This is a genomic window from Pseudarthrobacter sp. MEB009 (assembly GCF_030208875.1).
GTDB lineage: Bacteria > Actinomycetota > Actinomycetes > Actinomycetales > Micrococcaceae > Arthrobacter.
This window is the reverse complement of the sequence record NZ_JARVTC010000007.1, coordinates 383,970-398,427: the sequence shown is the minus strand read 5'-3', so window position 1 is coordinate 398,427 and position 14,458 is coordinate 383,970. Positions and strand designations below refer to the sequence as shown.

Annotated in this window: 13 protein-coding genes; 11 read left to right on the top strand and 2 right to left on the bottom strand. The window is 63.6% G+C overall.

Annotation, left to right across the window (positions count from 1 at the left end; genetic code table 11):
* On the bottom strand, window positions 1-870 hold the full coding sequence (rfbA, locus tag QRN07_RS07680; RefSeq protein ID WP_050685628.1) for a glucose-1-phosphate thymidylyltransferase RfbA: 870 nt from the start codon (window positions 868-870) through the stop codon (window positions 1-3).
* 55 nt (window positions 871-925) lie between these two features.
* Between rfbA and rfbB the strand changes: the two genes are divergently transcribed.
* From rfbB to QRN07_RS07660, 4 genes are read left to right on the top strand one after another with little or no spacing between them, the layout of a single operon-like run.
* Window positions 926-1,924, top strand: a complete 999-nt coding sequence (gene rfbB, locus QRN07_RS07675; protein ID WP_050685627.1) for a dTDP-glucose 4,6-dehydratase — start codon at window positions 926-928, stop codon at window positions 1,922-1,924.
* A gap of 3 nt (window positions 1,925-1,927) precedes the next feature.
* Window positions 1,928-3,352, top strand: coding sequence for a sugar nucleotide-binding protein (locus QRN07_RS07670; protein ID WP_056597201.1), 1,425 nt, complete (start codon window positions 1,928-1,930; stop codon window positions 3,350-3,352).
* Window positions 3,353-3,375: 23 nt separating this feature from the next.
* Complete coding sequence (locus QRN07_RS07665; RefSeq protein WP_502934784.1) at window positions 3,376-4,068, top strand: glycosyltransferase family 2 protein; 693 nt, start codon at window positions 3,376-3,378, stop codon at window positions 4,066-4,068.
* Window positions 4,069-4,078: 10 nt separating this feature from the next.
* Window positions 4,079-4,465 (top strand): DUF2304 domain-containing protein, encoded by a 387-nt coding sequence (locus tag QRN07_RS07660; RefSeq protein ID WP_050685625.1) that lies wholly within the window; start codon window positions 4,079-4,081, stop codon window positions 4,463-4,465.
* 82 nt (window positions 4,466-4,547) lie between these two features.
* Here the strand turns inward: QRN07_RS07660 and QRN07_RS07655 are convergent, their stop codons facing one another.
* Window positions 4,548-5,429 carry a glycosyltransferase family 2 protein gene (locus QRN07_RS07655; protein WP_050685624.1) on the bottom strand — a complete coding sequence of 294 codons (882 nt, stop codon included), beginning with the start codon at window positions 5,427-5,429 and terminating at the stop codon, window positions 4,548-4,550.
* A gap of 167 nt (window positions 5,430-5,596) precedes the next feature.
* Here QRN07_RS07655 and QRN07_RS07650 point away from each other — a divergent pair, with 167 nt between their 5' ends.
* From QRN07_RS07650 to QRN07_RS07620, 7 genes are all read left to right on the top strand, one after another.
* Window positions 5,597-6,352, top strand: coding sequence for a glycosyltransferase (locus tag QRN07_RS07650; protein WP_056597199.1), 756 nt, complete (start codon window positions 5,597-5,599; stop codon window positions 6,350-6,352).
* A 20-nt stretch (window positions 6,353-6,372) separates the two neighbouring features.
* Entirely contained in the window at window positions 6,373-7,287 is a 915-nt protein-coding gene (locus QRN07_RS07645) for a glycosyltransferase (protein ID WP_235504660.1), read from the top strand.
* Between the two features lie 61 nt (window positions 7,288-7,348).
* Window positions 7,349-8,392 (top strand): hypothetical protein, encoded by a 1,044-nt coding sequence (locus QRN07_RS07640; protein WP_056597195.1) that lies wholly within the window; start codon window positions 7,349-7,351, stop codon window positions 8,390-8,392.
* A 30-nt stretch (window positions 8,393-8,422) separates the two neighbouring features.
* Window positions 8,423-9,652, top strand: a complete 1,230-nt coding sequence (locus tag QRN07_RS07635) for a lipopolysaccharide biosynthesis protein (RefSeq protein WP_285240739.1) — start codon at window positions 8,423-8,425, stop codon at window positions 9,650-9,652.
* Complete coding sequence (locus QRN07_RS07630) at window positions 9,649-11,619, top strand: DUF6541 family protein (RefSeq protein WP_285240738.1); 1,971 nt, start codon at window positions 9,649-9,651, stop codon at window positions 11,617-11,619. The genes QRN07_RS07635 and QRN07_RS07630 overlap by 4 nt, the downstream gene beginning before the upstream one ends.
* Window positions 11,620-11,687: 68 nt before the next feature.
* Complete coding sequence (locus QRN07_RS07625; RefSeq protein ID WP_082178293.1) at window positions 11,688-12,752, top strand: substrate-binding domain-containing protein; 1,065 nt, start codon at window positions 11,688-11,690, stop codon at window positions 12,750-12,752.
* Entirely contained in the window at window positions 12,749-14,458 is a 1,710-nt protein-coding gene (locus QRN07_RS07620) for a DUF2142 domain-containing protein (RefSeq protein WP_285240737.1), read from the top strand. The genes QRN07_RS07625 and QRN07_RS07620 overlap by 4 nt, the downstream gene beginning before the upstream one ends.

Sequence of the window (14,458 nt, the reverse complement as noted above, 5' to 3'; positions counted from 1 at the left end):
TTAACGTCCGTGCTCGAGCAGGTTGATCAGGTACGCACCGTAGCCGCTCTTAACAAGGGGCTCAGCCAACTTGCGGAGTTCCTCATCTGACAGGAAGCCCAGCCGCCATGCGATTTCTTCGGGTGCGCCAATCTTCAATCCCTGGCGGTTCTCCGTGGTTCGGACAAAGTTGGACGCATCGTTGAGGTCGCTGAACGTTCCGGTGTCCAGCCATGCGGTGCCCCGGGGCAGGATTTCAACCTGCAGCTTGCCCCGGTCCAGGTAGGTGCGGTTTACATCGGTAATCTCGAGCTCGCCCCGGGCCGAAGGCTTGAGGTCCCTGGCAATTTCCACCACGTCATTGTCGTAGAAATACAAGCCGGGTACCGCGTAGTGGCTTTTGGGCTTTTCGGGTTTTTCTTCGAGGGAAATAGCCTTCCCCGCGGAGTCAAATTCCACCACGCCATAAGCCTTCGGGTCCGCCACCCAATACCCAAAGACGGCCCCGCCGTCGATATTTTCGAACCGGCGCAGCTGGGTGCCCATTCCCGGGCCGTAGAAGATGTTGTCGCCGAGGACCAGGGCGACGCTGTCATCCCCGATGTGCTCTGCGCCAAGGACAAACGCCTGCGCCAAACCATCCGGGGACGGCTGCTCTTTGTACGTGATGGAGACGCCGAAACGGGAGCCATCCCCCAGCAGCCGCTGGAACTGCTCGCTGTCGTGGGGCGTGGTGATAATGAGGATGTCACGGATGCCGGCGAGTATCAGGGTGGAAAGCGGATAATAGATCATTGGCTTGTCGTAAACCGGGACCAACTGCTTGCTGATTCCCAATGTGATCGGGTGAAGCCTGGAGCCGGTACCGCCGGCAAGTATTATTCCGCGCATGCCACCATCTTTCCTCCCACTAAGTGCGTCGGCAAATCCGGTATCGTTGGGGACTATGTCGCGACTCCTCGTAACCGGCGGTGCCGGGTTCATTGGTTCAAATTTTGTCCACTACGTGCTGGAGCACACTGACCACACCGTGACGGTGCTGGATAAGCTCACCTACGCGGGCAACCTGGAGTCCCTCAAGGGCCTCCCTGCAGACCGTTTCAGTTTTGTGCAGGGGGATATCGCCGATTCCGGCCTGGTGGACGGCCTCGTCGCCGAGACCGATGTTGTGGTTCATTACGCGGCCGAATCACACAATGACAACTCCCTCCACGATCCGCGCCCCTTCCTGGACACCAACATCATCGGCACCTACGTGCTGATCGAAGCGGCCCGCAAGCACAACCGGCGCTTCCACCACATTTCCACGGATGAGGTTTACGGCGACCTGGAGCTGGATGACCCGGAGCGGTTCACCGAGCAGACCCCGTACAACCCGTCGAGCCCGTACTCGTCCACCAAGGCGGGCTCCGACCTGCTGGTCCGCGCCTGGGTCCGGTCCTTCGGGCTGCAGGCCACCATCAGCAACTGCTCCAACAACTACGGCCCGTACCAGCACGTGGAGAAGTTCATTCCGCGCCAGATCACCAACGTGATCGACGGAATCCGCCCGAAGCTGTACGGCAAAGGCGAAAACGTCCGCGACTGGATCCACGCCAATGACCACTCCTCCGCGGTGCTGGCCATCATCGACAAGGGCACCATCGGTGAGACGTACCTGATCGGCGCCGACGGCGAAAAGAACAACAAAGAGGTTGTGGAGCTGATCCTCAAGCACATGGGCCAGTCCCCGGACGCTTACGACCACGTGGTGGACCGGCCGGGCCATGACCTGCGCTACGCCATTGACTCCACCAGGCTCCGTGACGAGCTCGGCTGGGAACCCCAGTTCTCCAACTTTGACCTCGGCATCGAGGACACCATCGCCTGGTACCGCGACAACCAGGACTGGTGGCGCCCGCAGAAGGCCGCCACGGAAGCCAAGTACAAAGAGCAGGGCCAGTAGCCCATGGCCATCGAGTTCGGCAAAAAGCTGACGGCCACGGAAACACCCATTCCGGGCGTTGTCCTTTACGATCTGCCCGTCCACGGCGACAACCGCGGCTGGTTCAAGGAAAACTGGCAGCGGGAAAAGATGGTGGCTTTGGGCCTGCCGGATTTCCAGCCTGTCCAGAACAACATTTCCTTCAACGAGAAGGCGGGCACCACCCGCGGCATCCACGCGGAGCCGTGGGACAAATTCATCTCCGTGGCCACCGGCCGGATTTTCGGCGCGTGGGTTGACCTGCGCGAAGGCCCGTCGTTCGGCGCCGTCTTCACCGCCGAAATGGACGCCAGCCAGGCGATCTTCATTCCCCGCGGTGTGGGCAACGCGTTCCAGACCCTCGAGGACAACACCGCGTACACGTACCTGGTCAACGACCACTGGTCAGCGGACGCGCAGGGCCAGTACACGTTCCTCAACCTTGCGGATGAGGTTTCAGCGATCCAGTGGCCCATTTCCCTGGCGCAGGCGGAGCTGTCCGACAAGGACAAGGCGCACCCGCGCCTGGCTGACGTGATCCCCATGCCCGCGAAAAAGACCCTGGTGGTGGGTGCCGACGGCCAGTTGGGCAAGGCCCTCCGCGGGTTGTACGACGGCGACCCTTCCGTTGAGTTCGCCGGCCGCGCCGGGTTCGACCTCGGCAGCGACGAAGCCTTCGCCGGCCGGAACTGGAAGAACTACTCCACGATCATCAACGCGGCCGCCTACACCGCCGTGGACACCGCGGAGACCCCCGAAGGCCGCGAGGCCGCCTGGGCCGTCAACGTCGCCGCCGTATCGCGTTTGGCGCGGACCGCCGTCGAACATGACCTCACGCTGGTGCACGTCTCCTCCGATTACGTGTTCGACGGCGGCCTGGCAGTCCACCACGAAACGGAACCGCTGACGCCGCTCGGCGTCTACGGCCAAACGAAAGCCGCCGGCGACGCGATCGTCAGCGTGGTTCCGCGCCACTACATCGTGCGGACCAGTTGGGTGATCGGCGAAGGCAACAACTTCGTCCGGACCATGGCCTCGCTGGCTGACCGCGGCATTGAACCGTCGGTGGTCAACGACCAGGTGGGACGCCTCAGCTTCACCAGCGACATCGCGGCCGGCATCAGGCATCTGCTGACGTCAGGTGCAGCGTACGGGACCTACAACCTCAGCAACGACGGCGAGCCGCAGTCGTGGGCTGACATTGCAGCGGACGTTTACGAGCTGTCCGGCAAACCGCGCGGGTCGGTGACCGGGGTGAGTACCGAGGAGTACTTCAAGGGGAAGTCCGCAGCCCCCCGCCCACTGAACAGCGCGCTGGACCTGGCCAAGATCAAGGCTTCCGGGCTGGAGCTTCCGCTCGTTTCAACGCGCCTCAAGAGCTATGTCGAGAATGTGGACCGCGCGAAGTGACACGGTCCGACACGCTGGTCATCATGCCGGCATGGAACGAATCAGAATCCGTTGGAAAAACCATCACGGAGGTCTTTGAATTCGGGCCTTCCTGCGACGTGCTGGTGGTGGACGACGGGTCGCGGGACAACACCGCGGACGTGGCCCGGGCCGCCGGGGCCATCGTGCTGCAGCTGCCGTTCAACATGGGGGTGGGCGGCGCCATGCGGACGGGCTTCAAATACGCCAAGGCCCACGGGTACAGCCAGGTGATCCAGGTGGACGCAGACGGACAGCACGATCCCAGGGACATCAAAGCCGTCCTGGACGGCCTCGAACACGCGGACATTGCCATCGGCGCCAGATTCGCGGACAAAGGCAACTACGAGGTCCGCGGCCCCCGCAAGTGGGCCATGAACGTCCTGGCCTGGACCATCTCCCGGTTGGCCGGAACAAAACTCACCGACGTCACCTCAGGATTCCGGGCGGCCAACTCCAAGGCCATCCGCCAGTACGTGGATCACTACCCTGCCGAGTACCTCGGGGACACCATCGATTCCCTGGTCGTCGCCATCCGCTCAGGCTGTACAGTCCAGCAGGTCGGGGTGTCCATGCGGGAGCGGCAGGGTGGCACGCCGAGCCACAACCCTGTCAAGGCAGCGATGTACCTTGGACGCTCCGGATTGGCGCTCCTGTTCGCGCTGACCCGGAAAAAAACCGAGCCGTCTACCAACTAGGAAATCCAACATGTCGCTCCTGATGGGCTCCATTGTCGTCCTGGCAATACTCTTTTTTGTTTTCGAAATGCTCCGCCGCCAGAAACTACGGGAAAAGTACGCCATCCTCTGGATTGTGGTGGGCATCGGCACCCTCCTGCTTTCGGCCTTCCCCTCCCTGCTGGAAAAAGCCAGCGGGCTGCTGGGCATCCAGGTCCCGGCTAACCTGCTGTTCATCATGACGCTTGTGCTGCTGGTGGGCGTCTGCCTCCACCTGTCCCGGGAACAGTCCCAGGCCGAGGACGAGGTCAGGATCCTGTGCGAGGAAGTGGCAATCCTCAAATCCGAGCTGAAAGTCCTGCAGCACCGTTTCGAGTCCGGTACCCGGAACGCCGGTGCAGCGGACCCGGAGGGCTGACGATCCCGTTAACGCGATCGGGTCCCCAACAGTGTTCTGTTGGGGACCCGACGGCGTTAAGCCCACTCCGTTACGGGGCTGACTAACGCACGATGTGCTTCGCCAGCCTGGGCAGCGAGTCGAACTTGCCTTTGCCGACGGACTTCAGGATCAACGACGCGGCGTTGAGCCTGGACGTCGTATGGAAGTTCGCGGCCCTCGCGGCGCCCTTCCAACCCATGGCCGCGAAACGTTCCGCCTGCTGCTGGAAGAAGCGTCGTTCCTCATCAAAACGGCGGCCGTCAAGCGCGCGAACCGACGAGTCAGACGCCGAGTGCCGGCGGTAAAGGAACGCCAGGACCGGGTCAACAATCATCGAACCATGCTCGGCGGCGATGTCCAGCAGGAGGGCAAGATCCTGGACCACATCCAGGCCCTCGGTGAAGCCGATGCGCTTCACAGTCTCCGAGCGCCAGGCAAGGGACGGGAAGTAAGCCCAGTCGGCACGCACCAGGCTGGTGGCCATCACTTCGCCCTTCAGTTCGATCCGCTCGCTGGTCTTGGGAGCGTAGATCTTTTTCACCGCATCCACGAGCGGCGTGCAGGCGATTCCCTGCTCGTCGATCACCTGGACACCCGGCTGGATCACGTCCGCCTTCGGGTATTCCGCGAACGCGCTCGTCACGAGGTCAAGGTAGTTGGGCAGCATAACGTCGTCTGCGCCCATGATGACAACATACGGTGCCTCGACGAGGGTCAGGGCCTTACGGTAATTTCCGTTGGCACCCAGGTTCTGCTCGTTCTTGAGGTACGTGACCCGGGGATCCGTGATCGTGGAAAACCAGCGCTCAGGCTCGGGATCCGGGTAGCCGTCGTCGATAACCACGAGCCGCCAGTCCTGGTTTTCCTGATTCATCACGCTGCGGGCTGCGAGCTTCATTTGATGGACATCGCCGTAGTACGGCAACATTACGTCAACGGTCATGGACCTGAGGTTCCTTCCGTGGATTCCGCGCGAAGAGCTCGCCGGCAGTGTTCCACCAATTATAGTTGACCGGCACCGCGTCCCTCCCTGCAGGCCCGGCTTGCTAGACTGCTGGGGACCCTGCCCGCCCCGCTGGCACCGCCCGGAGGCCCGAGGAGAAAAAACTTATGGAGCCCGCAACTGCCCCTTCGCCGCGCATCAGCGTGTGCATGGCGGCATACAATGGCGCCCGCCACATCGAAGAACAAATCGCTTCGATCCTGCCGGAAATCGGACCCCACGACGAACTGGTGGTGGTCAACGACTGCTCCACCGACGCGACGTCCGACCTGGTCGCAGGCATGAACGACCCCCGGATCCGGCTGATCAACGCCGACCGCAACGTGGGCTACGTCCGTACTTTCGAACGGGCCCTGGGTGAAGCCCGCGGCGAATACGTGTTCCTTTCGGACCAGGATGATGTCTGGCTGCCGGGCCGGGTGGAACGGATGATCTCCGCCCTTGACGGCCGGAACATGGTGGTCAGCAACTGCCGGCACGTTGAGGGGCCCTCAGGGCGCTTCCACGACATCCGCCTGAAAGCGGCCGATTCGGACCACACCGTCCGGAACCTTGCGGGCATCGTGGTGGGGTACCGGCTGCACTGGGGCTGTGCCATGGCATTCCGGCGTGTACTCCTGGCCCAGATCCTGCCGTTTCCCGCCTATATGGACGAATCCCACGACCAGTGGATAGCAACTGTGGGCAACGTCAACCGTTCGATCGTTTACCTGGAAGAAGACACCATCCTGCATCGGCTCCACGGCGAGAACCTGACCCCCAGCGGCATCCGCTCGGCCTCAAAGATCCTGCGCGCGAGGCTGGCATTTGTCCGCAATCTTGCCACGGCGCTCCGGCGCTTCCACCAGGTGGGGGCCGTCTGATGGGCGCGGAAGAACCGGCAGTGACCAGCCGTGCCCGCAACGTGTGCGGTGTGGTTTCGGCATTCAACCCCGGCCCCGAGAACGTGGCAAACATCGAATGGCTCCTGCAGTATGTGGAGCACGTGGTGGTGGTTGACGACGGATCGCCGGCGGATGTCACCGAATCGCTGCGGGCCATGGAAGACGCCGGCGCTGTGGTGGTCCGCCTTGGCACCAATTCCGGCATTGCCCGGGCCCTCAACCTGGGCGTCAACGAAGCAATCAGCCGCTGGGACCCGGAATGGGTGGTCACCATGGACCAGGATTCCCGCTTCACCGGCGACTACGTAGCTTCGGCCCTGGCAACGGCTGCCTCCTCCTCCGAACCGGCCACCGTGGGCATGGTCTGCGCCGAGTCGCACAACAACATCCCGTTGCCGTCCTGGGGAAGCCCGGAGGAACCGCAGATCTTTGACCCCATGACCAGCGGCAGCCTGGTCCGCACCAGTACCTTCAGCGCTGTGGGGTCCTTTGATGAGGGATTCTTCATTGATTGCGTGGATTCGGAATTCAATGCCCGGCTCCGCGAAAAGGGGCTCCGTGCCCTTGCCGGGCGGGGCTGCAACCTTGAGCACAGCCTGGGCAATGCGCGTCCCATGACGATCCTCGGGTGGCATGCCCACGTCGGCGCGAAAAAGCTTTTTGTGTACTACCACGCACCTTTCCGGGTCTACTACATCACCAGGAACTCCCTGGTCCTCGCCCGCCGGTACGCTTTCAAGCAGCCCAAATGGGTGCTGCGCCGGATTTACATGGAGATCCAAAGCCATGTGGTCCGGTTTGGTTTTGGTCCCAACCGGCGCAAGCACCTTGTGGCCGCCCTGGCCGGCGTCCGTGACGCCCAGCGCCTGAAGATGGGAAAGATCGACGACGCCCTGGCCGCCCGCCTGCGCTGAGCAGGAATTCCATCATGCAGCGCCGGCGCCCCACTGCGCGGCCGAAATCGAAGGACCACCCATGACCGATCACTCAGGAACCATCTTCGTCCTGTACCACAAAGGACTAAGGACCGGCGGCCCGGAAGCACTGCATCAGCTTGTCGACATGCTGCGCGAACTGGGCCGCGACGCCTACCTCGTTCCGCACCCGCACACGGTGCACAACGACAGGGTTGAGCAGTACAACATCTACAACGCGCCGGAGGCCCCGGCGATCATTGACGCCCCCGGAAACGTGGTGGTGTATCCGGAAACCTACGTCTACGAGATGTCAGGCGTAAAACTGGCCCGCCGCATGTGCTGGTGGTTGAGCATCGATAACTCCCTCACGTTTATGGCGGAGCGGATGTGGCACCGAAGTGATGCCGGCCCCTTTGAGAAGGCCAAAGAAGCTGCCGTCCCCTTCGCCCGGATGTGGAAAAACAAGGTGGCCCCCGCGTTCCTCCGCAACGACCGCGACGTGGTCCACCTCGTCCAGTCCTCTTACGCGTGGGCCTTCGTGGCGACACGCTTTGATGTTGTGCCGTCCCTGATCTCCGACTACACACCCAACAGCGAATTCCAGGCCCATCCGGAAACCAGCCGCAACGTGAACCTGGTGACGTACAACCCGGCCAAGGGCGGCCACATCATCGAGGCCGTGAAGAAACTGTGCCCGCCCTCGATCGAATGGCAGCCGATCGTTGGCATGACCCGGGCAGAAGTGGTGGGCACCCTGCAGGGCTGCGGGGTCTACCTTGACCTGGGCCACCATCCCGGAAAAGACCGGATGCCCCGCGAGGCGGCATTGTCCGGCGCGCTCAGCATCGTGGCCCGCCGGGGCTCCGGAGCTTTTTACGCCGACGTCCCCGTCCCCTGGGAACACAAAATCACGCCGGGCAAGGACGAGGTATCGGCTGCCGCAGCCATGCTCCCGCAGCTCATTGGCAACTTTGACGCCGAGGTTGCCAAACAGGACCGCTACCGCGCCGCCATCCTGAACGAAAAGTCCAGGTTCAGGAGCGAAGTGGAAGACGTCTTTGTAAAAGGCCAGCTCGGCAAGGACGCTTATGACTATATGTAAGGCCGCTGCCGGCACCGGGGAGACGGCAGCATGATCAAAAGGATCGCAGCGTTCGCCGGGCTGCCGCTTCTGGCGTCCCTGTCCTCCTTCATCCTGCTGCCCATCATCGCCAACGTTGGCGGCGCTCCTGCCTGGAACTCACTCGCTGTGGGACAGGCCGTCGGTGCCATCGCTGCCATCCTCATCGGGCTCGGCTGGCCCCTGACCGGCCCGGCCGCGGTCGCCGCGTCCGGTGATGAGACCGTGCGGCGGCGCTTTTACGCCGTCAGCTTCGTCACCCGCTCGTTCATGTTTGTCTGTGCCGTGCCGCTGATGGCGCTCACACTGGCCTTCACCACAGGCGCCAGCCAGTTCTGGCTTGCCTTCCTGATGGCCTGCGCCCAGGCCGCTGCCGGGTTGACCCCGGCCTGGTACTGCATCGCGACCGGACATGCCGGGCGCATTGCCAAATACGACGTCCTCCCCCGGATGGTGGCAACACTGGGCGTCATTCCCCTGCTGTTTGCAACGGGTGAGATCTCCTTCTACCCGCTTGCCCTGATAGTGCTGGGGCTGGCGGGAACCCTCTGGTTCAACAAGGACCACTCGAACCGAAGTGATTTCAACGGACTCGGCCTTACCGCCATCCTGAAGGAAATCTGGGCGCTCCGTGCGGGTGCCGGCATCACCGCTGCGGCCGGGGCCTACGCGTCCACACCTGTGCTTGTGGTGCAGTTTGCCGCGTCAACGGCCGGACTCGCATCCTTCGTAACGGCCGAAAAGTTCTACCGGATCGGGCTCCTCGCCACGGCTGCCCTGGGTAACAGCCTTCAGGGCTGGGTCAGCGAACACGGCGGCGACCATACCCGCAGACGGGTGTTTTCACTCCGGGCCCTCACCGGCCTCGGCCTTGCAGGCTGGGCGCTCCTGGCGCTCCTGGGGCCGTGGGTCAGCTTCATGCTGTTCCCGAAGGTGCCTGCCGATTTCTGGACCTGCTTCTGGTTTGGCCTGTCATTCTTCCTGGTTTGCGTCACAACCTCCACCGGGGCGCACTGGCTTGTACCGGCCAAGAAGATGCGCGTTGTGTTCTACAGCACCATTGTTGGGGCAGTGCTGGGTCTGCCGGCCATGATTATCCTGTCGGGCCTGATGGGCGGCCAAGGCGGCGCCCTCGGCCTGGTGATCGGCGAAGTGGCAGTTACCGTCATCCAACTGCTGGCCATCCTGCGCCTGGTCAGGGGCGAGGCCCCGACCCGCGAAGTTGACGGGGCCGCATTGTGAGCTGGCTTGGCGCCGTACCTGCGATAGCCGTGGCAGTGCTGCTCCTGTATATACCGGGCGCTTTGATCGGTGCGTGCCTGAAGTTCCGCGCCGGAGCCATCCTTGGCCTGGCGCCCCTGCTGTCCACTGCGTCCGCCGGCCTGGCAGGGGTACTCGGCGGGGCCATTGGCGTGCCGTGGAGCATCCTGCCTTACCTTTTGGTCAGTGCCCTGCTGGCCGCAGCAGCGTTGGCAGTAACGCGCGGAGTCAGGTGGCGTCTTACAGGGGCGCCGCCCCTCCGCCAATGGCTGCCCTTCGCGGCGTTGGCTTTGGCGACAATCCCAACAGCCATCAGGTTTGCGCAGCTGGTGGGCTCGCCGGCAGACCCTTCGCAGGTGTTCGACAATGTCTTCCACCTGAACGCCATCCGGTTCATCCTGGATACCGGCAACGCGTCCTCGCTCAATCTCGCTGCGTTGCAGGGGGTATCGGGCCTGGACGCCGTCTATCCCGCGGCATGGCACTCCTTCGCCGCGCTCCTGGTCCAGGTGGCCGCCGTCGACATCCCCACGGCGCAGAACGCCCTGAACCTGGTTATCGCCGCTGTCCTCTGGCCCGCGTCCTGCCTGTTCCTGGTGGCCAAAACCATCTCGCGCCGGCCCGCAGCCCTGGTGGTCACAGGGATCATTGCAGCGGCCCAGGTTGCCTTCCCGTATCTCATGATCGTTTGGGGTCCGTTGTTCCCCTACGCGTTGGCCGTCAGCATGATGCCGGCGCTGATCACCTGCCTCGCGGCCGTTGTCCGGCTCGGGCGGACCCGCACGGACCCCCTGCGCAGCTGGATTTTTGCCTTGATACTCGGGCTGGGCGGCCTTGCCTTCGCCCACACGAGCTCGGTCAACACCACCATAGCGATGGGCCTGCCCCTGGCTGGACTGCTCTGGTGGCGCATCGCGAGGCGCTCCGGCCTCCGGGCCGGCGCGCTCCGGTCCGTCCTGTTCAGTGCCGCCAGCCTGGCCGTGCTCCTGGTTGCGGCCCTGCTGTGGTTCAAGCTGCGTCCAGCCCCGTACGACAGTTGGGGCCCGGCAGTTAAGCCGGGCGCCGCCGTCGGTGAAATCCTCACGGTCAGCACCATGCAATCCACGATCCCGGCCGTTATTGTCGCCGCCCTCTCAGTGGCCGGATTGCTCACCGTTTTCCGGCAACGGAAGCACCGCTGGATGGCATTCTCATACGCTGTCCTGGGCGGCCTTTACGTTGTGGCCGCGTCGTTCCCCAAGGGTGCCGTCCGGGACGCACTGATAGGCACCTGGTACGGCGACACCTACAGGCTCGCAGCGCTCCTGCCGCTGTTCGCCACACCCCTTGCCGTGCTCGGTGCATTGGCTCTCTGGGACTGGTGGCAGTCGTCAGCCATGGCGGCCAGGCTGCAGGGGACACTTGAAGGCCGGGCACAACTCCGCGGCCGCGGTCCCGCCCTCGTCGCCGCGGCGGCAACCATCGTCCTGCTGGCCCTGGCCAGTACCGCCGGGCCGCTCACACACTACATCCGCGGCGCATCAGGGGTGTACAAGTTGAGTGCCGATTCCGACTTGTTGACCCCGGCTGAACTGGCCCTGTTGAAACGCCTGCCGGACCACGTTCCAGCTGACGCCGTGATTGCCGACAATCCCTGGAACGGCAGCTCACTCGCCTACGCGTACACGGGACGGCGAGTGCTGACCGCGCACCTGTTTGCAGAAGCCGGTCCGGACGCAAAGCTGATCAACGAAAGCCTCAAGGACGGGCCCGACGTGAGCGGGCTGTGTCCCGCCCTTCGCAACCAGAACGTCCAGTACGTCCTGGATTTCGGTTCCGACTACCTCATCGATTTGCCTGGCTCCGAGACCTATCCGGGTGTCACGGATATTGGCCAGGCCAGGGGGCTTACCCTCGTTGATTCAGAAGGCGACGCAGCGCGGCTGTACCGGATCTCGGGTTGCGGGTGAGGATGTCCGGGCGTCCCGCGGGAGGCGGCCTGCCCGTCGCCGCCGGGTGTGGGCATTAGGCTTGACACGTGATTCACCTTTCCAACCGCAATAAAATACGCACTTCAGGACTGCTGGTGGGCCTCCTGTCGTTGGCTGCCTGTTCAACCACTCCCCCGGGTACCATCCAGGGTGCTTTGACCGGAATCGGCAGCAATGCCGCCCAGGGGTCAGTCAGTGCCTGGGGCCTGGCCTGGGGCGAAGCCGTCAAGGGCGCCTCGGTAAGCTACTCCCCGGACGGCACAGCCCCCGGCCTCAAGGCTTTCCAGGACGGGCAGGCCCATTTTGCTGTTGGCTCATCCCCGCTTCCGGACGATGTGGCCGCGTCCGTGCGCGGGATGTGCACGGCCGACGGTGCCGTCTCCTTCGCTGCAGGAGTCCTGCCGGTGGGTGTAGCCATCAAGATCAAGGACGTCAGTGACGTGGTGCTGGATGCGCCGGTCCTTGCCGGCATCCTTGAAGGCCGGATCACACGCTGGAACGACCCGCGCCTGCTCGAGTTGAACCCCGAAACAGACCTGCCGGATCTCGGGATCACGGTGCTGGTCCCGGAAGGTCCATCGGACACTGTCCGACCGGTCAACGACTATCTCGGCCGGGATGCCGGCGTGGATTGGACGCCTGCCACCCCTGATTCCTTGCCGTCAACGGTCCTGGGACAGGTATCCTCACCGCCGCTGGACCTTGCGAACAAGCTCGACGACACTGACGGCGGGCTGTCGATCCTGGACGGCAGCATCATCGGCAACAGATTTACTGCCGCGCAACTGGTCTTCGACGGCAAGCCCCGGCGGCTGCAGGCCACTTCGGTTGTCGACGCCGTCAGCACAGGCACAGTCCAGTCCTCGGCAAGGTCCGTGGTGCAGGGCCTCGACGGCCGATCCGGCTACGCGCTCGCGACAGTCATTTATGTCTACGTCTGCCGGCAGTACGAGGAACCCGAGCTGGGCAGGCTGACCCAGTCGATGGCTGAAAGCGTCCTGAGTGAAGAGGCGCAGAAGAACGCCAATGCGTTCGCGTTCGTGATGTCTCCGGGTAAAAAAGCCATTGCCGACGCCCGCAGGCTCATCAGCACCGTTGGAGGCGGACAATGACCATCCTTACGAAAAACACCGGACGCCGCAGCCTTCCCCGGCCGCTGCCGACGTTCGCTCTCCTCACCGCCATCTTCTCCCTCCTGTTCGGTCTGTGGTCCTTGGCTACCCCGCTGATGGGTGCTCCCGATGAACCGGCACACACCATCAAGGCCGCTGCCGTGGTCCGGGGCCAGGTCCTGGTCGAGGAAGGCACTTCGTTCGGCCATGGTGTCCATGTCCGGGTTCCCAATTACATCGCCAGCCTGCACGCGCAAAGCTGCTACAAGTTCAACCGCACCCAAGCGGCTGACTGCACGGCCCCCATCTATTCGGACGATACGTTCACCAACATCGGGGTGACGTCCGCGGGGTCCTACAACCCCATGTACTACTGGGTGGTTGGCCTGCCCACTTTGTTCATGTCCGGCGCGCCGGCCCTCTACGCAATGCGCCTGGTCAGCGCGCTGCTGTGTGCGGTGTTCTTTGCCGCCGGCTTCACAGCCCTTACTGAACTGAGGCGCCCAAAATTCCCGGTGCTGATTGCTGCACTGAGTGTCACGCCAATGGTCCTGTTCCTGGGCGGTGGCATCAATCCGAACTCCCTGGAAATCGCTGCGACCATGGCCGCTTTCGCGGGATTCGTTGTGGTGCTGGACAACTGGCGCAATACCAAAAGGGTGATTCCGGCCCTGGCGACGGTTGCTGCGGCAACGGTGGTCCTTGCCAACGCCCGGCAAATATCACTGATCTGGCTGCTCTGCGCCCTGGTAGTCGGTGTCTGTTCATTCCGCTTCCGCCGCACGATTGCCGTCTTCAGTGACAAGCGCGTCCTGATAGCCGCAGGGCTGGCAGTCCCCGGCGCCGTGCTGGGCCTGGTGTGGATGTACCTGGCATCCAACGGGCCCGCAAACGTGGGCGTGGCGCCGGAAGGCATTGCAAGCCCGCATCCCGATGCACCGCTGTACCGCGGATTCATCATCATGCTTGACCGCACCTACGACTTCTTCCCGCAGTACATCGGCACCATGGGCTGGCTCGACACACCGGCGCCGGAACTGGTCCAGCTTGTCTGGGGCGGGTTGATGGTGGCAGCACTGATTGTCCCCTTCTGCGTCCGGCCGCTTCGGCACTGGACCGGTTACTGGGTGGCCCTGGCCATGCTGTACCTGGTGCCGGCGCTGCTGCAGACCGCCCTGTGGCGGGGGATGGGATTCATCTGGCAGGGCCGGTACACCCTGCCCCTCGTTATGGTCCTGTTCATCAGCGTGGGACTCGGATTACGCAAACTCCGCTTCCCCGCCAGCCCGGCTGCCGTCAGGGTCTCACGGGTCGTTTTCTGGGTAATGGTTTTCTGCCACACCCTGACCTTCGTCTACGTGCTGCGGCGCTACGTTGTTGGTATCAGCGAAATAGCCAACTGGCAGACCCTCTTCTCGTCCCCCCACTGGCAGCCGCCACTTGGTTGGTTTGTCCTCAGCGTCGCCTATCTGTTGGTCACCGCGGCAGGAGGCCTGATTCTCTTGCGGTACCTGCATGGCGGACAGCAGCGTCCCGTGTGGCGTCCCGAGGGCAAGAGCCCGGTCCGGACCGGGAAGCCCAGCCCGGCCCTTCCGTCCACCGGGCCCAGCGGGCTGCCCAGCGCTCCTGTGCCGGGTTCGCCGGTGGGTGCGGGAACACGAATGCCTCCCGGCGGCATCCGGGCTGAGACCGGCCCTACGGACTGA

Coding starts and splice junctions, on each gene's coding strand:
- rfbA (WP_050685628.1), bottom strand. CDS start 870: ATGCGCGGAATAATACTTGCCGGCGGTACCGGCTCCAGGCTTCACCCG.
- rfbB (WP_050685627.1), top strand. CDS start 926: ATGTCGCGACTCCTCGTAACCGGCGGTGCCGGGTTCATTGGTTCAAAT.
- QRN07_RS07670 (WP_056597201.1), top strand. CDS start 1,928: ATGGCCATCGAGTTCGGCAAAAAGCTGACGGCCACGGAAACACCCATT.
- QRN07_RS07665 (WP_502934784.1), top strand. CDS start 3,376: ATGCCGGCATGGAACGAATCAGAATCCGTTGGAAAAACCATCACGGAG.
- QRN07_RS07660 (WP_050685625.1), top strand. CDS start 4,079: ATGTCGCTCCTGATGGGCTCCATTGTCGTCCTGGCAATACTCTTTTTT.
- QRN07_RS07655 (WP_050685624.1), bottom strand. CDS start 5,429: ATGACCGTTGACGTAATGTTGCCGTACTACGGCGATGTCCATCAAATG.
- QRN07_RS07650 (WP_056597199.1), top strand. CDS start 5,597: ATGGAGCCCGCAACTGCCCCTTCGCCGCGCATCAGCGTGTGCATGGCG.
- QRN07_RS07640 (WP_056597195.1), top strand. CDS start 7,349: ATGACCGATCACTCAGGAACCATCTTCGTCCTGTACCACAAAGGACTA.
- QRN07_RS07635 (WP_285240739.1), top strand. CDS start 8,423: ATGATCAAAAGGATCGCAGCGTTCGCCGGGCTGCCGCTTCTGGCGTCC.
- QRN07_RS07620 (WP_285240737.1), top strand. CDS start 12,749: ATGACCATCCTTACGAAAAACACCGGACGCCGCAGCCTTCCCCGGCCG.